The 21817-nt window shown below is 65.7% G+C and carries 21 protein-coding genes and 1 riboswitch; of the genes, 12 read left to right on the top strand and 9 right to left on the bottom strand.

What is annotated here, in order from left to right; genetic code table 11:
- Positions 1–20: 20 nt before the first annotated feature.
- On the top strand, positions 21–509 hold the full coding sequence (locus VAE54_RS07445; protein WP_322801317.1) for a 6-carboxytetrahydropterin synthase: 489 nt from the start codon (positions 21–23) through the stop codon (positions 507–509).
- Positions 487–1869, top strand: coding sequence for a dihydropteroate synthase (folP, locus tag VAE54_RS07440; protein WP_322801316.1), 1383 nt, complete (start codon positions 487–489; stop codon positions 1867–1869). Before VAE54_RS07445 ends, folP begins: the two co-directional genes overlap by 23 nt.
- A 15-nt stretch (positions 1870–1884) precedes the next feature.
- On the opposite strand, the gene VAE54_RS07435 is transcribed toward folP, so the two are convergent.
- Positions 1885–2292, bottom strand: a complete 408-nt coding sequence (locus tag VAE54_RS07435; RefSeq protein WP_322801315.1) for an FHA domain-containing protein — start codon at positions 2290–2292, stop codon at positions 1885–1887.
- 202 nt (positions 2293–2494) lie between these two features.
- On the opposite strand from VAE54_RS07435, the gene VAE54_RS07430 reads away from it, so the two are divergent.
- Positions 2495–3454, top strand: coding sequence for an ABC transporter substrate-binding protein (locus VAE54_RS07430; protein ID WP_322801314.1), 960 nt, complete (start codon positions 2495–2497; stop codon positions 3452–3454).
- A gap of 188 nt (positions 3455–3642) precedes the next feature.
- Here the strand turns inward: VAE54_RS07430 and VAE54_RS07425 are convergent, their stop codons facing one another.
- Both VAE54_RS07425 and VAE54_RS07420 read right to left on the bottom strand, forming a co-directional pair.
- The gene (locus tag VAE54_RS07425) at positions 3643–3978 is read right to left on the bottom strand and encodes a co-chaperone GroES (protein ID WP_322801313.1); all 336 of its coding nucleotides are present in this window, start codon (positions 3976–3978) and stop codon (positions 3643–3645) included.
- Positions 3979–4053: 75 nt separating this feature from the next.
- A complete protein-coding gene (locus tag VAE54_RS07420; protein WP_322801312.1) occupies positions 4054–4314 on the bottom strand; it encodes a glutaredoxin family protein in 261 nt (86 codons plus the stop codon).
- A gap of 293 nt (positions 4315–4607) precedes the next feature.
- A riboswitch (TPP riboswitch) is annotated at positions 4608–4768 on the top strand.
- Positions 4769–4863: 95 nt separating this feature from the next.
- Between VAE54_RS07420 and VAE54_RS07415 the strand changes: the two genes are divergently transcribed.
- The 5 genes from VAE54_RS07415 (at position 4864) to VAE54_RS07395 (ending at position 9317) form a co-directional block, all read left to right on the top strand.
- Positions 4864–4986 carry a hypothetical protein gene (locus tag VAE54_RS07415; protein ID WP_322801311.1) on the top strand — a complete coding sequence of 41 codons (123 nt, stop codon included), beginning with the start codon at positions 4864–4866 and terminating at the stop codon, positions 4984–4986.
- A 17-nt stretch (positions 4987–5003) separates the two neighbouring features.
- Entirely contained in the window at positions 5004–5654 is a 651-nt protein-coding gene (locus VAE54_RS07410) for a thiamine diphosphokinase (protein ID WP_322801310.1), read from the top strand.
- A 24-nt stretch (positions 5655–5678) separates the two neighbouring features.
- Positions 5679–6326, top strand: a complete 648-nt coding sequence (locus VAE54_RS07405) for a TenA family protein (RefSeq protein ID WP_322801309.1) — start codon at positions 5679–5681, stop codon at positions 6324–6326.
- 87 nt (positions 6327–6413) lie between these two features.
- On the top strand, positions 6414–7535 hold the full coding sequence (locus tag VAE54_RS07400) for a thiamine ABC transporter substrate-binding protein (RefSeq protein ID WP_322801308.1): 1122 nt from the start codon (positions 6414–6416) through the stop codon (positions 7533–7535).
- 375 nt (positions 7536–7910) lie between these two features.
- Complete coding sequence (locus tag VAE54_RS07395; protein ID WP_322801307.1) at positions 7911–9317, top strand: glycoside hydrolase family 10 protein; 1407 nt, start codon at positions 7911–7913, stop codon at positions 9315–9317.
- Here the strand turns inward: VAE54_RS07395 and VAE54_RS07390 are convergent.
- The 5 genes from VAE54_RS07390 to VAE54_RS07370 form a co-directional block, all read right to left on the bottom strand.
- Complete coding sequence (locus VAE54_RS07390; RefSeq protein WP_322801306.1) at positions 9281–10042, bottom strand: WecB/TagA/CpsF family glycosyltransferase; 762 nt, start codon at positions 10040–10042, stop codon at positions 9281–9283. The genes VAE54_RS07395 and VAE54_RS07390 overlap by 37 nt on opposite strands.
- Positions 10039–10902 (bottom strand): formate dehydrogenase accessory sulfurtransferase FdhD, encoded by an 864-nt coding sequence (gene fdhD / locus VAE54_RS07385; RefSeq protein WP_322801305.1) that lies wholly within the window; start codon positions 10900–10902, stop codon positions 10039–10041. The genes VAE54_RS07390 and fdhD overlap by 4 nt, the downstream gene beginning before the upstream one ends.
- 77 nt (positions 10903–10979) lie before the next feature.
- Positions 10980–13253 (bottom strand): FdhF/YdeP family oxidoreductase, encoded by a 2274-nt coding sequence (locus VAE54_RS07380; protein ID WP_322801304.1) that lies wholly within the window; start codon positions 13251–13253, stop codon positions 10980–10982.
- A 293-nt stretch (positions 13254–13546) separates the two neighbouring features.
- Positions 13547–14932 (bottom strand): hypothetical protein, encoded by a 1386-nt coding sequence (locus VAE54_RS07375; protein WP_322801303.1) that lies wholly within the window; start codon positions 14930–14932, stop codon positions 13547–13549.
- Positions 14929–15528: a hypothetical protein gene (locus tag VAE54_RS07370; RefSeq protein WP_322801302.1), complete on the bottom strand. Its 600-nt coding sequence runs from the start codon at positions 15526–15528 to the stop codon at positions 14929–14931. The genes VAE54_RS07375 and VAE54_RS07370 overlap by 4 nt, the downstream gene beginning before the upstream one ends.
- Positions 15529–15724: 196 nt before the next feature.
- Between VAE54_RS07370 and VAE54_RS07365 the strand changes: the two genes are divergently transcribed.
- From VAE54_RS07365 to VAE54_RS07350, 4 genes are all read left to right on the top strand, one after another.
- Positions 15725–17050: a pitrilysin family protein gene (locus VAE54_RS07365; RefSeq protein WP_322801301.1), complete on the top strand. Its 1326-nt coding sequence runs from the start codon at positions 15725–15727 to the stop codon at positions 17048–17050.
- Positions 17051–17168: 118 nt separating this feature from the next.
- Entirely contained in the window at positions 17169–17537 is a 369-nt protein-coding gene (locus tag VAE54_RS07360) for an NUDIX domain-containing protein (protein ID WP_322801300.1), read from the top strand.
- Between the two features lie 200 nt (positions 17538–17737).
- The gene (locus VAE54_RS07355) at positions 17738–18199 is read left to right on the top strand and encodes a Fur family transcriptional regulator (protein WP_322801299.1); all 462 of its coding nucleotides are present in this window, start codon (positions 17738–17740) and stop codon (positions 18197–18199) included.
- A 3-nt stretch (positions 18200–18202) separates the two neighbouring features.
- Positions 18203–20125 (top strand): heavy metal translocating P-type ATPase, encoded by a 1923-nt coding sequence (locus VAE54_RS07350; protein ID WP_322801298.1) that lies wholly within the window; start codon positions 18203–18205, stop codon positions 20123–20125.
- 128 nt (positions 20126–20253) lie between these two features.
- Here the strand turns inward: VAE54_RS07350 and VAE54_RS07345 are convergent, their stop codons facing one another.
- The gene (locus VAE54_RS07345; protein ID WP_322801297.1) at positions 20254–21030 is read right to left on the bottom strand and encodes a sortase; all 777 of its coding nucleotides are present in this window, start codon (positions 21028–21030) and stop codon (positions 20254–20256) included.
- Between the last annotated feature and the right edge of the window lie 787 nt (positions 21031–21817).

Below are 21817 nucleotides of genomic sequence, written 5' to 3'. Positions count from 1 at the left end.
GGACGAAAAGGAGGACGGCGATGGATCGGGTGCGGGTTTCCCAGGATCATCTGGTGTTCTGCGCCGGGCACTTTATGATCTTCCCCCATGGGAGCGAGCCGCTTCACGGTCATAACTACCGGGTGGCAGTGTCTCTGGAGGGCCCGCTGCAGGAGGACATCGTGATGGATTTCGTGGCCCTGAAGCGCCTGGTGAAGGCGCTGGTGGACGAGCTGGATCACCGGGTGCTGCTTCCGGCGGAGCATCCTCGCCTTCGTCTGACGATCCGGGAAGAACAGGTGGAGGCGGAGATCGATTCCAAACGCTATCTCTTCCCCGCGGAGGATGTGCGGATCCTGCCGATCCCCAACACATCGGCCGAGTGGCTGGCCCGTTATCTGGCCGCTCAGCTGCGGGCGCGTCTCCCATCGAATCTGCGCCTGCATGCCCTGGAGGTCGAAGTGGAAGAGTCCTTTGGTCAGTGCGCGGTTTACCGGGAGGTGATCGATGCCGCCGTTGCGACGCCTTAAGCACCGGGTGGGCGTTGCCCTGGGGAGCAACATGGGGGATCGGGATGCCGCGCTGCGGGAGGCCCTTCAGCGCCTCCTGGAATGGGTGGAGATCGAAGCCGTCTCCTCGTTTTATGAGACCGAGCCGGTGGGCTATGTGGATCAGCCCATGTTTCTGAACGCCGTTTGCATCGGCACGACGGATCTCTCCCCGCATCAGCTCCTAACAGCATGCAAGGGCATCGAGGCGGCCATGGGGCGACGCCCCGGCCCCCGCTGGGGGCCCCGTCCGATCGATCTGGATTTGCTCTTCTACGATGATCTGTGCCTGGAGGACGAAACCCTCACCCTTCCCCATCCCCGGATGGCGGAGCGAGCCTTCGTCCTGATCCCCCTGGCGGAGATCGCTCCGGAGTGGGTGCATCCCCGACTGGGGCGGACGGCGGCGGCGCTGGCGGCGGAGCCGCCCGGCACGGGGATCCGGCGCTGGGCCCGGGCACCGATGCGGGCCGGCCGGGGCTTCCTGTATTGGGGAAGGGAGACCCTAGTGATGGGCATTCTGAACATCACGCCGGATTCTTTCTCCGGGGATGGCCTGTTGAAAGGCCCGGACTGGGTGGAGGCCGCCCTGGAGCAGGCCCGACGGTTCAAAGCGGCCGGCGCGCATCTGCTGGATGTCGGGGGGGAGAGCACCCGGCCGGGTTCGGAGCCGGTATCGGCGGAGGAGGAAATGCGCCGCGTGCTCCCGGTCATCGAGCGGCTGGTGGCAGAAGGCCTGGGCCCCATCTCGGTGGACACTTACAAGGCCTGTGTGGCGCGGGCGGCGGTCGCGGCCGGCGCGGACCTGATCAACGATGTGTGGGCGATGAGGGCGGATCCCGAGATGGCGGATGCGGCCGCTGAGCTGGGCGTTCCCATTATTCTGATGGACAACCGAAGCCGGCGGGAGGCTGTGGTGCGGGATCCTCGCCTGGGTGCCCGCTATGAAGGGGAGGGGCATGGGGATATCGTGGCCGCTGTGCGCGCCCACCTGATGGAGCGGGTGGAGGCCGCCCGCGCGGCAGGGATCCCCGCTTATCGCATCATCCTGGACCCGGGGCTGGGGTTCGGCAAGACCGTCGCTCAGAACCTGGAGCTGGTGGATCGGCTGGGGGAGCTGCGGGAGCTGGGCTTTCCGATCCTGGTGGGCCCTTCCCGCAAATCGTTCATCGGCTACACCCTGAACCTGCCGCCAGAGGAGCGCCTGGAGGGGACAGCGGCGGTGGTGGCGGTCAGCATCGTGCGCGGGGCGGACATCGTTCGCGTCCACGACGTTGAGCCCATCGTCCGCGTCGCCCGTATGACCGATGCCATTGTCCGTCGGGGGCCCCCCTGGCTTTAAACCGAGATCTTCCTCTTACTCGATATGCACGTGGGCGATGATCCGCCCGAAGCGGAGCTCGTCGCCGTCCTGAAGCGCATACGGCAGGCCGGAGACCAGGCGTTTGTTGTTGAGATAGGTTCCGTTCGTGCTCCCCAGGTCTTCGATGTAGAAATAGCCGTCGTGATAAAAGATCCGCGCGTGACGGCGGGAGACCCACATGGCTTCGGGGCCCTCTCGCGAAAGATCCACATCCGGGGCCAGGCCCAGGCTGGGGTCTGAGCGTCCGATCTCGCAGATCTGATGAGAGCGCACTTCGATGACGCGCCCGGTGGAAGCAACTCGAAGGCGCAGCAACGCAGCGGGTGCCGCAGGAGGAGGCTCCTCCAGCCCGGTTTCTCCCTCCGCGAGGGGAGCCGTATGCCAGCGCTCCGCCTCTGGCATAGGGGGTTCCCTGGAAGATTCCCATTCCAATGAGTTGCGCTCGGGCATGATCTTGCGCTCGCTCAGAGATCGGGCCACAGGTTTCCCTTGCAGGAGTTTGGAGGCCGGCACGGCCCCGGATCTGAGCTCAATAGCCCAGGTCTTGACATGTATTATACGCTGGTTGGGCGTAGAAGCGATGGGCCGGAGGCCATTCTGGAGGGTGATTCCGCTCCTGGTTCTGGGGCTGCTGGCCTGTCGGCCGATACGGACTGTCTATATCGGCCTGGTGGCCCCTTTTGAAGGGCGAGATCGACCCATCGGTTACGATGTGATCTTTGGGGCTCGTCTGGCGGTGCGGATGTGGAACGCTGCTCATCCCGCAGGCCCCCTGGCTATGCTGGTTGCTCTGGATGATCAGGGGGATCCGATCCTGGCGCAGGAGCGAGCCCGCCAGATCGTGACCTATCCCGGATTGATTGCAGTGATCGGCCACTTCCGACCGGAGACGACGCGGGCGGCGGTGCCGGTTTATCGGGCGACGGGGATCTCTCTCATCGCGCCCCTTCTTCCGGCGGACCGGGTGCCGGAGGGCGCGCTGGCGACCGCTCCGGATCAGCGAACGATTGCGGAGGCGTTGCTTCAGGTCCTTCCGCCGGGGGGCGGATCGATCCTGTGGATCGTTCGCGACGACGAGGAACAGTGGTTTGGTCCGGAGCTGGCAGCGTTTTTCCGCGAACGGGGGTGGACGGTGCGGGAGGCCCGCGGGGAGGAAGCTTCCCCCCGGGGAGAAGAGCCGGTCCTTTTCGATGGCCGGGCGGTCCACGCGGGGGAAGCCGCGCGGCGCTGGCGACAGGAGGGCTGGCGGGGCCTGTTGTTGGGAGGACCCGGTTTGCTGCATCCGGATCTGCGGGCGGTGCTGCCCGCGGATCCCGGGATCCGCGTGGTGGCGGAGACCCGGCCGGTGGAGGATCCGGAGTGGGTCGACGCCTATCGCGAGCTCTCCCTGGGGACACCTCCAGGCCCTTACGCGCCGCTGGGATATGATCTGATCTGGGTCGTGATGCAGATGCATGCCCGCCCGGCTTTTCAGTGGGAAGGAAAGACCGGAATCTGGAGCTGGGAGGGAGAGCGTTTGCGAAAGACCCCAGCGTTCTTTGTGGCGCGAGGCGCTGGCGATTAGAGGGTGAAGGCGGACTTTCTCCCGGTGGTCCTCCGGGCCACGGGGAGAGGATTTTGGGAGGCAGAGGATGTCTTTGGCGTGCAAACAGGGGGAAATGGGGGGAATCCGGCCCATGATCGCGATCGGGCGGCATGAGGATACACCGCCCGATCGCGATCGCCATGCGATCCGATGAGAGAGGGGATCCTTTATCCCTTGCGCCGCGCCTTCTTCGCCGGCTTCTCCTCCGGCAGGGAAGCACGGGTTTCGGTGTCGTAGGCCAGGAGATCATTGGCATCGATGATGAGATATTCCACGCCGTTCACCTTCACCTCGTTCCCCGAATACTTGGGGAACAGCACCCGATCGCCGATGCGAACCTTAATGGATTCGTCGTCGCCGACGGCGACCACGACCCCGATTTGAGGCTTCTCCTTGGCTGTTTCGGGGATGATCAGGCCGCTGGGGGTTCGGCTCTCCTGCTCCACCGGGCGGATGACCACGCGGCTGCCCAACGGCTGCCATGGGAAACGCTCGTCCGCCATGGGTTCCCCTCCTCTGTATTCCAGATTTTTGGGCTGCACCGTCGCCAGAGGCGATACCGTAACCTGCAAAACCTGTTACTTCTTCTTCAGCCCCAGCAAGGCGTCGATCTGGGGCCGGTTGAAACCGATCACGATTTTACCACCGATGTCGAGCACCGGCACGCCCATCTGTCCGGTGCGGCGCACCAGGTCCCGCGCTGCCGCAGCGTCCCGGCTGACGTCGACCTCTTTAAAGGGGACGCCACGCTGCCGAAGGTATTCCTTGGCCGCGCGGCACCATGGGCAGTTGGGCGTGGTGAAGATGATCACCCGGGGCCATCGCGTGGTTCCGGCCATCGGTTCCCCTCCGGACGGATTCTGGGATCTTCTTCGCGGTTCTCCGCCTGAAGGCTTTTTCAACATTCATCTTACCCTGGTCGCCCTCGCGCTGGATCCACCCGCGGATTCTCGGGGGGTGGGCGCTGCCAGGGGCAGCTGCCCCGCCATAATTTTTAGATGCAATCGGTCTGTCTCGGTGACAGGAACCCGCCTCAGCAGGATACCGGGCGAAGTGCATCCACGATATACCTGGGATGGCCTCCATCCGGGATTTTGACGCTCTCTCCGGCCGAATATAAACTGTGGGACGGATGGTTTCCCGGGGGAGTCTGCGGGCAAGCAGGCTGAGAGGGCGCCTTCTGGAAGAGGCAGGCTGACCGTTCCCACGGTGGGCTCCTCTTCCACGCCCGGCGCCGACCCTTTGAACCTGATCCGGGTCATACCGGCGGAGGGAAGGGGGACATGGACAGCCCTCGCATGTCGCGGCCCCAGCGGCTTCCATGTCTGGATATCCCCTTTTCTTCCGCCGTTTGAGGATCCCCGGATGGATGCGGGAAGGCCGGCCGGATGTTCGTTCTCCCGTGGGGCTTGGGGAAGGCCCCGGGCGGCCTGCCCTTCTGGGAAATGCAGCGCTCCTTCGGGCGGGGGCTGGTGGAGTCGGGGAAGAAGGCGGTGAAGGCCCCCGCATAATCCTCAAGGAGAATCCGATGGGCGAGCCGGAGATCGTCCTGATTGTGGCGGGGGGTGAAGTCGATCGAGAGGCGTTGCGCCAGGCGGCTTCCCGGGCGCGGTGGATCCTGGCGGCGGACGGCGGCGCCGCGCATCTTCGGGCCATCGGGGTGATGCCCCATCGGGTGATCGGAGACCTGGATTCGATGGATTCGGAGACGTTCGCCTGGCTGGAACAGATCGGAGCGCCGATCGAGCGCCATCCAGTGGACAAGGACGCCACAGACCTGGAGCTGGCCCTGGAATACGCCCGGCAGCTCAGGGGAGCGATCCGGGTGTTCGGCGGGTGGGGCTCGCGGCTGGATCAGACCGTGGCCTCTCTGTTGCTGTTGGCCCATCCCCGCTGGGCCGGTTGGGATATCCGCTTCGTGGGCGGGGGGCGGGAGGCCTTCGTCCTCCGGGGTGAAGGATGGATCGAAGGCCAGCCCGGCGATCGGGTCTCCCTGATCCCGTTGACCGGCGACGCGGAGGGCGTCACGCTGGAAGGCCTTTTCTATCCGTTGCAGGAAGGGGTTCTGCCCTTCGGGTCCACCCTGGGGATCAGCAATCGCATGATCGCCCCGCGGGCCCGCATCCGGGTTCGCCGTGGCCTCCTGCTGGTGATCCATGAGCGCGGGGAGCCGGACTGACCTGGAGGATGCAGGAGGGGATCGATGGGGAAGGCTCGGGCGTTCTACACGGCGTGCTTGGATCTGATCACACGCTGCCGGATGCATCCTTTTGTGCAGGGGATTGCTTCGGGGGATCTGCCGCGCGAGCGCTTCGTGTTCTATGTGGAGCAGGACGCCTTCTTCCTGGAGGCCTTCGCCCGCGCTTACGCCCTCGGCCTGGCCAAGGCCCCGGATCGGGAGACGATGGACGCCTTCCGGGAGCTTCTCCAGGGCGTCTTCGAGGAGCTTCGACTCCACGAGGGCTACGCGGCGCGCTGGGGAGCGAACCTGCGCCCGGAGCCCGCGCCGGCCACCCAGGCCTACACGGATTTCCTGCTACGGGTGGCGGCCCTGGAGCCGGTGGGGCACCTGGTGGCGGCGATGACGCCATGCATGCGCCTGTATGCCGATCTGGGGGCTTTCCTCCGGCCGCAGACCAACCCCGCCAGCCCTTATCGGGAGTGGGTGGAGACCTATTCCAGCGCGGATTTCGAAGCGCTGGCCCGCCGGCTGGAGACGCTGCTGGATCGATTGCCCGGGGATGAGAAGGCCCAGCAGGCCCTCTACCAGGCCGCCCTGCGGTTCGAGCTTGCGTTTTTCGAGGCGGCCTGGCGCGCCGGGGATCACCACCCCTTCGTTTTCGAGCCTTGAAACACCCTCTCCCCCCATTGGTTGAGCAGGACATGGAATGAAGTGGGGTGCCTGGAGCTCGATTCACCAGCTCGAGGAGGCGTAAGGATGGGATATCGGTGGCTCTGGGGATGGGTTCTGGCGGCCCTGATGGCGGCCTGCACCACGCCAACGCCGACCGCCGCTCCGGCGACGGCGACGCCGGCCCCGACGGCTTCCCCGATTCCCGCGACAGCGACCGCTACCCCATCGGGCCCGCGGGAGCTGGTGCTGATGACCCATGACAGCTTCAGTGTCAGCGAGGAAGTCCTGCGCGAATTCGAGCGGCGTTACAACGTTCGCGTGCAGATCCTCAAGGCCGGCGATGCCGGGGCCGCCCTCAACAAAGCGATCCTGGCCAAAGGGGCGCCCCTGGCCGATGTCTTCTTCGGCGTGGACAACACCTTCTTCAGCCGGGCGATCCGGGAGGATCTGTTCGAGCCTTACCGGCCCCAGGGCATTGAGGAGATCCCGCGGGCGTTCCTCCTGGATCCTGAGTATCGGTTGATCCCCATCGACTATGGGGACGTCTGTTTGAATTACGACAAGAAATACTTCCGGGAGAAGGGCCTGAAGCCGCCGGAGACCCTGGAGGATCTCATTCGGCCGGAATACCGGGGGCTGCTGGTGGTGGAGAACCCGGCTACGTCCTCCCCGGGTCTGGCGTTCATGCTGGCCACCATTGCCCATTTCGGGGAGGAGCGGTGGCTGGACTTCTGGCGGGCGCTGAAGGCGAACGATGTGAAGATCACGGAGGGATGGGAGGATGCATACTACAAGGAATTCAGCGGCGCTACAGGAAGCCCGGGGACCCGCCCGATTGTGGTGAGCTACGCCACCAGCCCGGCGGCAGAGGTGTATTTCAGCGAGGGGAAGCTCACGGAGCCGCCCACGGGGAACGTGTTGGGGAAGGATGCTTGCTTCCGCCAGATCGAGTTCGCCGGCATCCTGAAGGGGGCGAAGAACCGGGATCTGGCGGAGCGGTGGATGGATTACATGATCAGCCTGCGGTTTCAGGAGGACATCCCGCTCCAGATGTTTGTCTTCCCGGTTCACCCGAAGGCCCGGCTCCCCGAGTTCTTCCAGAAATTCGCTGAGGTCCCACCGGAGCCAGCTCGTCTGGACCCTGCCCGGATTGATGCGAACCGGGAACGGTGGATTCAGGAGTGGACGGATGTGATGTTGCGGTGAGGAACCCGTTCAGCGCATCCGCGATTCGATCCCTCCCGTGCTCGCCGGCAGGTTCGGGGCACCGAGGGGATCCTGAAGCCGTCCGGCTTATCCCGGGACGGTTCGTAGCGATTTGCGCGATCCGACGTCTCCCGTCTACCATAGCGGTATCGATGTCCTCCGGGCGGCCCTTCGGCCGATGCATGGCCTTCTCGATTCCAGGGGAAGCCCGTCCCCCCTCGGAGCACACCAGGGGGGAGCGCGGGCGTCTTTTCGAAAACCCGATCTGGATCCTTCCTCCCCTTCCTCGCCGCGCAGCGGTGCAGGGAGGGGATGGGGGAGGGGTCCTCCGGGGAAGGAGTTCAAAGATCCTCCTTCAAGAACAGAGGAAAAGCCATGGGTGTGTCCGGGTGGAATATCCGATGGAGAGCGCTGGCGCTGGGGATGGGGATCCTGGTTCTGGGCTCCGGCTCGCTGCCCTTGATGGGCTCACTGCCTCCCGCGGATGTGGAAAACGCCCTCTGGTATCGGTGGAGCGGATATATCCCTCAGATCCCCGCTGGGGCGCCCGAAGCCTCCCGCCCGGCGACGTCGGCAGTTCCGACAAACCAGGGAGGACCATACCGGGTATATCTCCCCCTGATCCTCCGCGCCCCGCGGTCGGAGTTCCGCGCCCTGTGGGTCACCCGTTTCGACTGGACACGGGCCGATGGCCCGTGGGCGCGGCCGGAAACCCTGGTGGCGATCGCCGAGCAGGCCGCCGCCGCCCGCTTCAATGTGCTCCTCTTTCAGGTTCGGGGCGTCGGGGACGCCTATTACACCCCGGGTTATGAGCCATGGGCTGCCCGCCTCACAGGCACCGTCACGCGCACGCTGGGAACTTCCCCCGGGTTTGACCCGCTGCGGGTGCTGCTGGACGCCGCCCACGCCCGCGGTCTGCAGGTCCATGCCTACGTCAATGTTTACCCTACATGGCTCTGTGGCGTCGGCGCTCCGCCGGATGGCCTGAACCCCCCCCACCCGTTCTGGACCTTCTCTCGAACGAATGGACGGTCATGGAGCGCGTGGCGCGTTTATGATTCCTCAGGAACGCCAATGAATATGATGACCTGCGATACATATCTCTGGGCCACGCCCGCATGGCCTGGCGTGCGGGATCAGGTGGTGCGGGTGGTGCGGGATCTGGCCAGCCGCTATGATCTCGATGGCGTGCACCTGGATCTGATCCGCTATCCGGGCCGGGGTTATTCCTATGATCCGTTCACCCCTTCGTTCAGCAGCCCGGAGGAGCGGGCAGCGTGGCAGCGGGAACAGGTGAACGCCATGGTGCGCGACGTTTACGCGACCGTGAAGGGCGTTCGCCCCCAAGCATGGGTAACGGCGGCCGTGTGGGGCGTTTATCAAAATCGATGGGGGTGGCCGGGGTTCACCTCCGGGTATTCGGATTACTACCAGGATTCCCAGCGGTGGCTGCGGGAGGGGTGGGTGGATGCGATCATGCCCATGATCTATCCCGCCGGTCCCTCGGCGAATTGTCCGGATACAACGGTGTGGACGCTGGATCGATTCCGCACCCTGGTGGCGGATTTCCTCGCCAGCGCTTCCGGCCGGTATGTGTTCCCCGGGATCCATGGCGGCTACGCCTGCTTTCAGGACATCCGGGACCGCATAGAGGCGGCGCGGGCGCTGGGCGCCCGCGGGATGGCGATCTTCGCTTACGGCCCGGTGAGTATGAGGGGATACTGGGATGAGTTCGCGATTCAGGCCTATCCCGCGCCGGCCCCTGTCCCTCCCCTGCCATAGCGGGCGGCCAGGACGGCGAGGACGAAGTGGGGGAGGGCGAGCATCCGGCGCCAGCGCCACGGCTGGCGGATCAGCCGGTAAAGCCACTCGAGGCCGTGCTCTCGCATCCAGCGGGGGGCGCGGGGAACGATGCCGGCGATGAAATCGAAGGCCCCTCCCACCCCCATCGCCACCGGGATCCGCAGCTCCGGCTGGTAACGGGCGATCCAGAGATCCTGCTGGGGCGCCCCATACGCCACGAACAGAAGATCCGGTCGGGCCTCTCGAAGGCGTTCCAGGATCTCCGGGGCATCCTCCGGCCGGGGAGACCCGGCGAAGGTTCCGGCGACGATCAGGGACGGGTATCGGGCGCGGAGCCTTAGCGCCGCGCGATCGGCCACGCCATCGGCGGCCCCCAGCAGGAAGATCCGCCAGCCCCGTTCCGCCGCCCGGGCTGCCAGCGCCTCCATGAGCTCCACCCCGGGCACCCGTTCCCGCAGCGGCTGCTTCAGGATCCGCCCCGCCCACAACAACCCGATGCCATCCGGGACGTTCAGGTCAGCCTGTTCCAGCACCTGGAAGAACGCCGGGTTCCGGAGCGCGTGCATCACGAACTCCGGGTTCACAGTGCAGATCTGATGCGCGCCTCCTCCTGCGAGGAAAGCGTCCACGATGTCGAGCGCTTCCCCGAATGTGACGTCGTGGATGCGAACTCCCAGGATGCGTCGGATGGGCGCCTGGATCATGGGCGGTCGCTGGAAGCGAGAGAGCTCATCCTCACCCGCCATGGGGCCGTATAGACATTGGCCCGGTCCCCCTGCAAGAATCCCACCACAGTCATCCCGGTGGCCTGGGCGAGCTCGAGGGTGAGGCTGGAGGGCGCCCCCAGGGCGGCCAGGATCGGGATGCCCGCCCGCAGGGCTTTCTGGGCGATCTCGAAGCCCGCCCGGCCGCTCACCAGCATCAGCGACCGGCTCAGGGGCAGACGCCCCTCCCGAAGCGCGGCGCCGATGGCTTTATCCACGGCGTTGTGGCGGCCGACATCTTCCCGCAGCCAGAGCAATCGGCCCTCCGCATCGAAGATCGCCGCCGCATGCAGCCCCCCGGTTCGGCGGAAGAGGGCCTGGGCCTCCCGGAGCCGCCGGGGGAGGTCGCAGAGGAGCCCGATGGGGATCACGGGCTCCGCTTCCGGCAGCGGCGGATACCCCTGAACGAAGATCGCTTCAATGGCCGCTTTCCCGCATACCCCGCAGCTGCTGGTCATGTAGAAATGTCGGGTCAGCCGTTCCCGATCGATGCGCATCGCCTCCGGAAGGATCACCCGGATTTCGTTCGGGGAGGGGCGTTCCAGCGACAGGCCCTGGGCGATGACGCCGGGCTCGGGGATCAGGGCTTCCGTGTAGAGGAACCCCAGGGCCAGGTCCTCATCATGCCCGGGGGTCCGCATCGTAACGGCGATCGGGAAGATCTCCATCGAGGCCTCGCCTCGAAGCGCCACCTGGATCTCCAGGGGCTCCTCCACGATCACCACATCCTCACCGATCTCGGAACGGTCCTGCCGCCAGCCGGTTACCGGCCATCCTTTCAGCGCGCCATCCCGGATCATCGGGATTTCCCTCCCCCATTCCCTTTCCCTTCACCCCTGCCACCGAAAGGAGCGTGAGGCCCTGGCGCCCCATCCCGCTACGAGCGAGGGGCGCCCAGGAGCTCCCCCACCTTTTCCACATGCGCGATGATCGCCTTATACGCCGGGATCCCGGCCAGCGGGGATCGAATGTTGGGTGGGATCAGGGCGTTTCCTTCCGGCCAGTGCACCTGCAGGGTGCCCGGCTTCACATCCCCCGGGAACACCCGCCCCCGGAATTCGCCCCAGGCGTTCCAGAGCCGGACCGGATCTCCCGGCCGGAGCCCGAGCCGCTCGATGTCCGCAGGATGCATCAGCACGGCATCCCGTGGAAGGCCGTTGAGGGGATCGATGTCCTCGTGGACCATGCTGTTGAACTGCTTTCCCCGCCGGGTGGCGACCCGGAACGCCCCCTCGGGGATCTCCACCCGCGGCGGCCGCACGGCCTTAAAGTGGGCCTTCCCATCCGGGGTGGGGAACCGTCCGCCCGCGCAGAGCAAAGGCCCGCCATACTGGAACTGATCCCCCTTCTTCCGCAGATGCTGGATCCCATCGTAGAAGGGGATCACCCGGGCGATCTCCTCCCGGATCGCCTGGGTGTTCGGGAAGCGGACACGATCCGCGAGGTCCGGACGGACGCGGGCGGCGATCTCGCCGAAGACCCACCATTCGGGCCGGGCCTCTCCGATCCGCGGCCCGGGGATCTCCGGGCTGAAGATCACCCGGCGCTCCGTGGTGGTTTCGGTCACCCCACCGGGCCCTTCATAACGGGTAGTGGCCGGAAGCAGGATCACGGCCTCGCCGGGCTCGAAGAACATAGGCGGCGAGAGCACAATATCCATATGAACCCGGAGGGGAACCCGTTCCAGGGCTTCGCGAACGAAGTCCGGCCCCGGCAGCACTTCATGGAAGTTGCCGCCCACGCTGAAGAGGAGATCCAGTTCCCCCCGATGGGCAGCTTCGATCATCTCCGGGGCGGTGAGGCCTCGCTTCGGGGGGACCTCGAAGCCGTAGAGCTCGGAAAGGCGGCGGGCGTTCTCTTCGTTGATCGGGAGGCCGCCCGGGAATACAGTGGCATAGGCTCCCATCTCCGCCCCGCCCTGAACTCCGGAGTGGCCCCGAATGGGCATCAGGCCACATCCCTCCCGTCCGACGAAGCCCCGGGTCAGAGCCAGATTGATGATGGCGTGCACGTTGTCCTCGCCATAAGGATGCTGGGTGATCCCCATGCTCCACACGAAGACGGCCCGCTGCGCTTCGGCCACCATCCGGGCGAAGGCCTCCATCTCCTCCCGGGGAAGGCCTGCGCCTTCCTCCAGCTCCTCCCACGGCGTCGCTTCCAGCACAGCCCGCAGCTCCTCAAAGCCTGTCGTATGCGCCTGGATGAAGGCCTCGTCCACCCATCCCTGCTGGATCATGTGTTTGATGGCCCCATTGATGAACGCGATGTCGCCCCCCACCCGGATCTGAAAGAAGCGGTCGGTGATCCGGGTCCCGAAAAGGGCGCTTTCCAGATCGGAGGGAACCCAGTAGCGTTCCATCGCCGGCTCGCGATAGGGGTTCACCAGGACCACCCGTGTCCCGGCCTTACGGGCATAGTAGAGATACTTCATCATCACCGGCTGGTTGTTGGCCACATTGGAGCCGAAGAAGACGATCAGGTCCGTCCCGATCAGGTCGGTATAGGAGCACGTCGTGGCGGCCACGCCGAGGGCCGCCTTGAGGGCCAGGGTGCTGGGCGCATGGCAGACCCGCGCCGCGTTATCGATGGAGTTGGTCCCCATCGCCCGGACCGCCTTCTGGGCCACATAATAGGCCTCGTTGGGAAGGCCCCGGCTGGTGAGGTAAAAGCCTAAGCGCTCCGGCGACGTCTGACGGATGAACCCGGCGATGAAATCCAGGGCTTCCTCCCAGGAGATCCGGCGGAATCCGGGTTCGCCGCGGCGGCGGATCATGGGGTAGGGGAGACGGCCCAGGGATCGAAGTTCCCGCGAGGATCGCCGGGCCAGGGGACGGACATCGGAGAGCATTCGGATATCCAGGGGAGGCATTGTGTTGAGGCGGAGCAGGCGTAAGCGGATATTGCAGAGGTGAATCCCGGTGATCGTCCAGTCGCGCATCCCGCTGGTGCCCAGAGCACATCCGTCGCAGACCCCATCCCTCAGGATGCGCCAGGCGTAGCCCAGCTGATCCCGGTTCTCCCAGAGCGCCCGCAGGATCTCCAGGTAATTATTCGGGCGCTGCTCGCCGATCCCGAAAGGCTTCCAGCTGGCCCACAGGTGCGGCATCCACCGACGGGCCGGCCATCGGACCGCTTGCCGAACCCCTCCCATCGCTGGCCCCTCCGGATGAAGTGCGAACCGCTACGGGTTGTTTCCCGGTTCCTCGTCGAAGAGCGCGCCGCATGTTCACCGTTTGTCACGAATGGGTTGAAATGGGCGCCCTCGCCGCTGCCCTGCTCCTGTTCGGGGATGTTTCCACCGTTTAAGTTTATTATGCTTACGCCTTGGAGCTCAAGTTCCGGAAGGCGGAATGGCCTTAGGTGCCCTTGGGAGGGACCTGGTCGGGAAATGGGGCAAGATCTGAAAAGGGTTACGCCGCTGGCTGCCTCCCATACTTAACTTACTTATTCCAGCGGGCTCAGGTGGATCCATGCGTCGGCCAGGGGCCGGAGCTGAGAGCCCAGCCATGGGCTGATGAACAGCAGCAGGAGCTCGGCGGTCCACCAGGCGATCCCAAACCAGACCGCGGAGCGTGGCATTGGACGCAACGGCGGCGTCTCTTCGCGCGGCCGGGTCAGCTCCCGCAGCAACGCCCAGCCCAGAAGGCCGGTGCTCCCGATCCATGCCAGCGACAGGATCGGGCGGGAAGGCAGCAACAACCGAGTTAGAGCCCAGCGGGCGGTGAAGCTCGCGAAGGGGGGAACATCGATCAGGGCCATGCCGCTTCCCAGCAACAGCGCGATCACCCATGGCCCCTGGTCCAGCGAGATGCGGCCGGATTCGGTTGAGCCGCTCATCCGACGATGCGCCGCCAGTCCGAAGGCGAGCCCCAGCAGGGCGATGATCCGGACCCATAGCGTCCACGCGCTCAGGTGAATTCCCTCGACGGTCCCCAGGCCCAGCGCCAGCCAGGAGAGGCCGCTGGAGGCCAGCCAGGCGTATCCTCCGATGAGGCCCCAGCCCCGTTCCGCCAAGGCCAGCACGGCGCTGCTCAGCATCATCAGGATCCCCATGGCCTGCAGGCCGGCGCTCCACCCGGGGAGCTGTGGCAACCATGGGAACTCCTGAGCCCAGGCGAGGAGCCAGAACCAGGTTCCGCAATTCAGCAGGAACACGGTGAAGGCGGCTCCAACCGGGGCGCCTTCGGCGAACAGGAGCAGAACCCAGCGGTAGGCCGGCCAGACCCCCAACCAGAGGACCATCGCTATGCCGATCAGCAGCATGGTTAATGTGGTCCAGAGGGGTTGACCCGGGTTCAGCGTCGCCTGCTCGGCCGCCCAGGCGGCCGTGACCCAGGCGAGGAAGCCCAGGCTGGCGGCGATCAGATACTGGGTCGCCCCCTCCATGCCGTGGCCTTCCCCGAGCAGCGCCAGCGCCAGCAGCAGAGCGGCGGCGCCGGTGAAAAACGTCCCCAGGCTGATCGGCCGCAGCAGCAGCCCGATGGTCCACAATCCGCCGGCGACTAGGCCAAGCGGATACAGGCGGCGCTCGAAGCGGAAGGGCCATGCGGTCAGAAACAGCAGGGCTGCCCCTCCCCACAGCGTGCTCAGCGCCCAACGGTCCGCTTCGGTCAGACGAAGGCTCCGCCCCAGCAGCACCAGCGGCGCGCCCAGGGTCGCCTGATCCGGTCGCGGGGTGATCACCGGCCAGGGAACGATCCACATGAAGCCCACCAGCGCGATGGCGACTGCGGCCGAGAAGGGAGCCGCCAGCGGCGTGCGGCGGAGCGGATAAATCACAGGAGCGGCCAGGAAGGGAACGGCGAGCAGGATCAGCAGGGGGAAGTTCACGCGGACACCTCCTGACGGACCAGGGTGAGGGCGACGATAAGGAAGGCGACCAGAAGGTTCATCCCGGCCATCAATCCGATGGCGAGCAAGCTGTCCTGCACAGAGAGATAGGAGATCTGGTAACCGTTCAGCATGGTCAGCACCCCCAGCCCGGCCTTCAGCGGCGAACGGCTCAACGTGGCGATCAGCAGGCCGATTCCAATCAGGGTGTATGTCACGATCAACAGAGGTGGAGAAGCAATAGGCAGAGGAAACCGGATCGCCATCATGCGGGCGATGGTGTAAAGAAAAAGGGCGGCCAGGATCCGGAACCGCCAGTGGATTACCGGCCGAGCGTTCAGGGTTCTGGGGATGTTTGTCTGCGCCCGCCGGCCCGCCAGATAAAACAACAAGGTCAGCAGGGCGCTGTCCAGGATCTGGATCCCAACGAGCTCCCTGGGGACTTCCGTGGTTTGCTGAAGGAGAACGCCGCCCCCCATGCCCATCAGGGCCCATGCCAGCAGCATCCCCCGCCAGTCATCGAGGGCCAGCACAAGCCCCCCCAGGACCACAACCGCCAGAATGATCAGCTCGCTGATGTTCCAGGCCTCGAACACCTCATCCTCCCGGCCATCCTCATGGTTCCGATTCAGTTTAGAAGCACACGGATCGAATGCACAAGCGCTGAACCCATATGGAGGAAGGCCCCTCGAAGCCCGGGTTGCGCTATGATAGTATCCAGCAGCGGGACGAGCGGGGAATGCCCGCGCTCCCCGATGCTCCGACAGCTCAACCCTTCATCTGGAGTCCAGAATGGCGCGCAAAAGCGGTCCATCCTCGATGCTTCAACGGGTCCGGGCCTGGGCCGTGCCTAACCCGCGCACGATCGCGCGGGAGGTGTTGCCGAACGGCATCATTGCCCTCGCCTATGAGAACTTCAGCAGCCCATCCGTCGTCCTCTCCGGCCTCCTGTGGGCGGGGGCGGTGGATGAGCCGCCGGAGCGAACGGGGCTGGCGGCCTTCACAGCCGAAATGCTGACCCGGGGGACGGCCCATCGAACGTTCCATGAGATCTATGAGGCGATCGAGTCGGTCGGTGCCAGCCTGGATATCGGGGCGGGCTATCATACCACCGGCTTCAGCCTGAAGGCCCTGGCCGAGGACCTGCCCGCCATGCTGGAGATCCTGGCGGATGTCCTGCGCAACCCCGTGTTCCCCGAGGAAGAGGTGGAGAAAGTGCGGGGGGAGATCCTCACGGATCTTCAGGAGCGGGAGCATGACACCCGGCGGATGGCCGGGCTCCGGTTCCGGGAGACGCTCTTTCAGGGCCATCCCTATGGGCGAAGCGTGGATGGCTACCGGGAGACCGTGCAGGCCATCACCCGGGAGGATCTGGTCGCTTTCCATCGGAAGTTTTACAGCCCCGAGCGGATGATCATCGCCATCGTGGGCGCGATCCGCGCGGAGGAGGGGATCGAGGCCGTGCGTCGAGCTTTCGGGGATTGGATCGCCCGCCGCCCGGAGCCGGATCCCCTGCCTCCGGTCTCGCGTCCGGACCGCTGGATCCACGTGCACACGCCGATCCCGGGCAAAACCCAGACCGATCTTGTGATGGGCACGGTTGGGCTGGCCCGGAAGGATCCAGACTACTACGCGGCCGCGCTGGCGAACTGCGTCCTGGGGGTGTTCGGGATGATGGGCCGGCTGGGGGATCACGTCCGGGACCGGGACGGGCTGGCTTATTATGTGTATAGTCGTCTCGATGCTGGTCTGGCCCCCGGCCCGTGGAGCGTCATCGCCGGAGTGGCCCCGGAACATCTCCCCCGGGCGGTGGAGGGCATCCGCACCGAGATCCGTCGCCTCCTGGAGCGGCGGATCCCGGCGAAGGAGCTGGAGGACAATAAATCGTTCTTGATCGGCTCCCTTCCACTCCGGCTCGAAACCAATGAGGGGATCGCCGGGGTCCTCGTCGATATCGAGTTATTTGAGCTGGGCCTGGATTATCTGGAGCGCTATCCGGAGATCATCGCCAGCCTCACGGCTGCGGAGGTCCAGGCGGTGGCCCGCAAATATCTGGATCCAGAGCGCATGGTGCTCTCCACAGCGGGCCCCGAGCCGAAGCTCCCCGGGCCTTCTTGAGGGACAAAGGGCTGCCTTCACGCCTCAATCTCCGACAGGAAGTGGCCAGCCGTGTAGCGCCTGGGGATCAAAACGCTATAACCCTCCTCTCTGAAAGCCGGAAAGCGGAGAGAGCCGGATGGATGTGGAGATCCGGGTAGAGATCGTCGCGCTGGCGGATGAGGCGGTCTGGCTGGTGCAATCGCCCCAGGGGAACTGGACGTTGCCGAGCGGTCCTCTGATGGAAGGCGAGGATCCGGTGGATGGCGTCCGGCGATGGATGGTCCAGATGGCCGGGGTGGAGCCTGAGGAGTCCGTGATCCTGGAGGCGGCCTCCCGCCGGGAGGACGGACGCTGGCAGCTGATCCTCCGTTACGCCTGCCGCCTGCTTCAGGAGCCGCGCCCGCCCTCTGAGCTCCCCGGCTCCGGCCTCTTTCACATCGAGCATCTTCCTCCTCTGGATCCCGGACAGCGGGCGGCGATCTATCGGGCGCTGCAGGTATTGTGAGCTTCCCGGGCGTTCCCGTGATTCTCCCCCACCGAAGTTCCAGGGCCGGGCCGGCCCCGAAGGGCACCCGGTCCGACCCCATCCTTTGAGGATCATCCCCTCTGCCCAGGGGAGAACCCCGCCGATTTGACAGGGCGCGGGCTCTGGGATATCGTTTTTTCCGATTTGGAAAATAGTTATCTCCAGATAGGGATTACAGCATGCGACGTTCGGAGCGATTGAGGGCGATGCTGGAGGGCCTGCGGGCCTCGGGGTTGCGGCTGACGCCTCAGCGGGTGGCCATCTGCGAGGTCCTGGCGACGAGCCGGAACCATCCCACGGCCTATGATGTCTACCGGCGTCTTCGCCGCCGGTTCCCCACGATGAGCCTGGCCACGGTTTACAAGACCCTGGATGCGCTGGTGCGGCTGGGCCTGGTGAGCGCGCTGGGGGATGCCGGGGATGGGATGGTGCATTACGATGGAGACACCACGCCGCACATCAACCTGGTCTGTCTGTCATGCCACCGGGTGCAGGACCTGGAAGGCGTGGACGTCCGGGCGATGCATCAGCGGGTGGCCGCCCGATCGGGCTACGCGCTGCATGGAGCCCGCCTGGTCTATTACGGTCTCTGCCCGGATTGCCAGCGGAAAACGAAAACCTCCATCGCAGGGGGGGCCTGAACGATGGGAGAGTGGGCCCGTCGCTTTGTCCTGGAGGAACGCCGGCTGGAGTTCCCCTTTGTCGGATTGACCCTCGCCGCGTTGATCGGCGGGATCGCTTCGCGCTGGGTGGCCCCTGGCGCAGAAGGCGCTTTCTGGGTTGCCGCCTATCTGTTTGGGGGCTTCTACGGGGTGATCGATGGCGCCCTGGCGTTGCGCGCAGGGCGTCTGGATGTCAACCTGTTGATGTTGCTCTCCGCCATGGGGGCTGCCCTGATCGGCCATGCGGAGGAGGGAGGGACGCTGCTGTTCCTCTTTTCCCTTTCAAACGCCCTGCAGACCATGGCCCTGGAGCGCACCCGTCGAGCCATCCGGCAGCTGCTGAACCTCCGCCCTCCCGTCGCCCGCCGCATCCGGGGTGGGGAAGAGGAGACGATCCCCATCGAGGCGATCGAGGTGGGGGATCACTTGCTGGTTCGGCCCGGCGAACGGATCCCGGCGGATGGGGTGGTAGTGGCGGGTTCCTCCACGGCCGACGAATCCCTGCTGACCGGCGAGTCCATGCCCGTGCCGAAAGGTCCGGGGGATCCGGTTTTCGAGGGCACGCTCAACGGCCATGGGGCGCTGGAGATCCGGGTCACCCATCCGACCTCGGACACCATGCTGGCGCGGATCATCCATCTGGTGGAGGAGGCGCAGGCGCAGCGCGCCCGCACGCAACAGGTGATCGATCGCTTTGAGCAGCGCTATGCATGGGCGGTCCTGGCAGGAGCAGCGCTCACGATGATCCTTTCCGCGCTCTGGGGGGAAGCCTTCGATCGGGCCTTCTATCGGGCGATGACCCTGCTGGTGGTGGCTTCGCCGTGCGCCCTGGTCATCAGCACCCCCGCGGCTTTCCTCTCCGCGATCGCCGCCGGGGCCCGCCGGGGGCTTCTGTTTAAAGGGGGGATGGCCCTGGAGGGCTTAGCCCGGGTGCGGGTGGTCGCGCTGGATAAGACGGGGACCCTTACCGAGAACCGGGTGACGGTGCAGGCGGTGCGCGCGCTGGATGGAAACGATCCCGACGCGATCCTGGCCCTGGCGGCTGCGGTGGAGGCCCGTTCGGAGCATCCGATCGCCCGGGCGATCGTGGAGGAGGCCCGGGCGCGCGGGTTATCCTTCCCGGAGATCCGGGAGGTCAACGCCCGTCCAGGGCTGGGGGTGATCGGCTTCGCCAATGCCCATGCCATCTGGGTGGGCTCTCCTCGTCTGTTCCAGCAGGAGGGTATTCCGCTCCCCGGCGAGGTCTCTGCCCTGCTCAAAGAGGCACAACGGGCCGGTCGGACCCCCCTGCTGGTCTATGATGGGCAATGGCGGGGCCTGATTGAGGTGGCGGATCGGGTGCGGCCGGAGGCGGCGGAGGCGGTGGAGGCGTTGCGCCGCCTGGGGATCGAAGTGGTGATGCTGACGGGGGATCATCCGGCGGTCGCCCGTGCTGTCGCTCAGGCTGTGGGGATCCGGCACGTGGAGGCCGGGCTGCTTCCGGAGGAGAAACTGGAGCGGATCCGCTCGCTGGCGCGATCGATCGGGCCTGTGGCGATGGTGGGGGATGGGATGAACGATGCGCCGGCCCTGGCCGCGGCCTCGGTGGGGATCGCCATGGGGAAGATGGGAAGCGATGTGGCCATTGAGACGGCGGATGTGGTGCTGCTTCAGGAGGATCTCCGTCGGGTTGCCGAGGCCATCGCCCTGGCCCGCGCGGCGATGCGCACCGTGTGGCGGAACCTGGCCTTCGCCAGCGGCGTGATCGTCCTGCTGGTGGCCCTCACCTTCGGGCTGGGGATCCCCCTGCCGCTGGCGGTGGTCGGGCATGAGGGGAGCACGCTGCTGGTGGTGCTCCATGGCCTGCGCCTTCTGCGGTGGAGGGAGCGATCCTCCGGTGGGGGAAAGAACCCAGTGGGAGTTTGATGTCCGGATACACGCCCTCTTTCGGGACCAGTGGACGTGCCCCCGGCGCGCCCATCCGCCCCAAAAGCTCCCAATGCTGCGCGGCCCTTCCCGGTTGTCCAGAGCCCGGAGAACCCCGCGGTTTCCCGCTATTCCATATTTTTCCACCGGTTGTCCCGGAGGGGGAGCGGCCGGGCGATCACAATGAGCCGGTGGGTGTTGCTGGTGTAAGGCCAGCAGGTGATCAGCGTCAATCGCTCATCCTTCGTGGGCTGGATCCAGCGGGCATTGGCCAGGCGCTCTAAAAGCGGACGGCCGCGCTCTGGAAGGATGTGTTTTTCCTGCACCTCATAAACGAAAACCCGACCCTCCGAATACACAAAGAGCCGATCTCCGGGCTTCAGGCGAACCAGATCCCGGAACACTTCCCCATAAATATTGTGATGGCCGTTCAGCACCGTGTTTCCGGGCATCCCCAGGGGGACGGAAGTCCTGTGCCATCCGGCCGCGAAGAAGTTCGGAGTTTCCCAGGCCCGAACCCTCTGATTTCCTACGCGGAGTTCCTGGAAGCCAACCGGAACCACAGGAGCATCCAGGTGGATCGCTGGAATGACAATGCGCTGGGGGATCCATCCCCGGACGGGAGTGGGGACAGGTGTGAGAGGGTCCGGGACGGTTTCAGGCTCCAGGGCGGGCGCGCGCTCCGGTTGCTCCATCCGCTGGAAGAAGCTCCCTTCATCTCCTTGGGAAAGCAAGGCCGCTTCCGGCGGGGCCGGGAAGGGCGTTTTCTGGGGGACGCTCCAGATCCCCAGAATGGCCCCGAGAAGCCCGAGCCAGAACAGGAACCCGCTATAGCTTCGGAACGCTGGAGGCAATGGGAACAGGTTTATATGATTCTGATTCATCTGAATGCGAATCCCAGGCATCGTCTTTTCCCTGGTGCGTTGGGCGTTGCCTGGGGTGTGCGCGGGCAAAGCCCACGCACACCCCCGGTTTTTGCAGGGAGCGAGGAATGGCGAGATGGATCCACCGAATTTGTTTTCATCCGTGGCGGGAGCGCCAGGTCAGCATAACGTGAGCTGCCAGGCCCAGTCCCATGAATAACCCGCTCAGGCGGGCCAGAAGAAGGCTCCATATCGACCATCCGCCTCCAGCGGCCCCGGTCACGGGAAGCAGATCGGAGGCCCCATCGCTGGGTGGGGGAGAGCCGCCTCCAGGAGGTGGAGCCGGCGGGAGGTTCACCCCCGGCGTCGGTGTGGGCGCTGGAGGGTAAACCACCGGCGTGGGGGTGATGGGCGTGGGGGGTGGGCGCCGGTGGCTCGGTGGGCGCTGGTGTGGGGGTGGGCGGTTCGATCACCGGCGTGGGGGTGGGGGTGATGGGCGTGGGGGTGGGCGCCGGTGGCTCGGTGGGTGCCGGCGTGGGGGTGGGGGCCGGGGGCACACAGGAGGGTCCATCGATAGTCCCGGACTCTGGATCCCGCCCGGCTTTCACTGCTACCTGAGTCGTGCCCACTTCAAACCAGCCGTTCAGGACGAGGGTATACCGGCGTGGACTATCCGTGGTCCGCATCGGCTGTTCCCACTTGATCCCCCACAATCCGGTCGTTGGATCCTTTCCGACAGTCCCGGTCGGATCACTGGAGAGCACCTGATGAGTGGCGCAGAGCCCCAGCACCCAGTGGCTGAGATCCTGAGTCGCGGAGGCCGGCCGAA

Source organism: Thermoflexus sp. (assembly GCF_034432235.1).
Classification (GTDB): Bacteria; Chloroflexota; Anaerolineae; order Thermoflexales; family Thermoflexaceae; genus Thermoflexus.
Note: the sequence above shows the minus strand (reverse complement) of the source record. Positions and strands in the feature narration are given on the sequence as shown.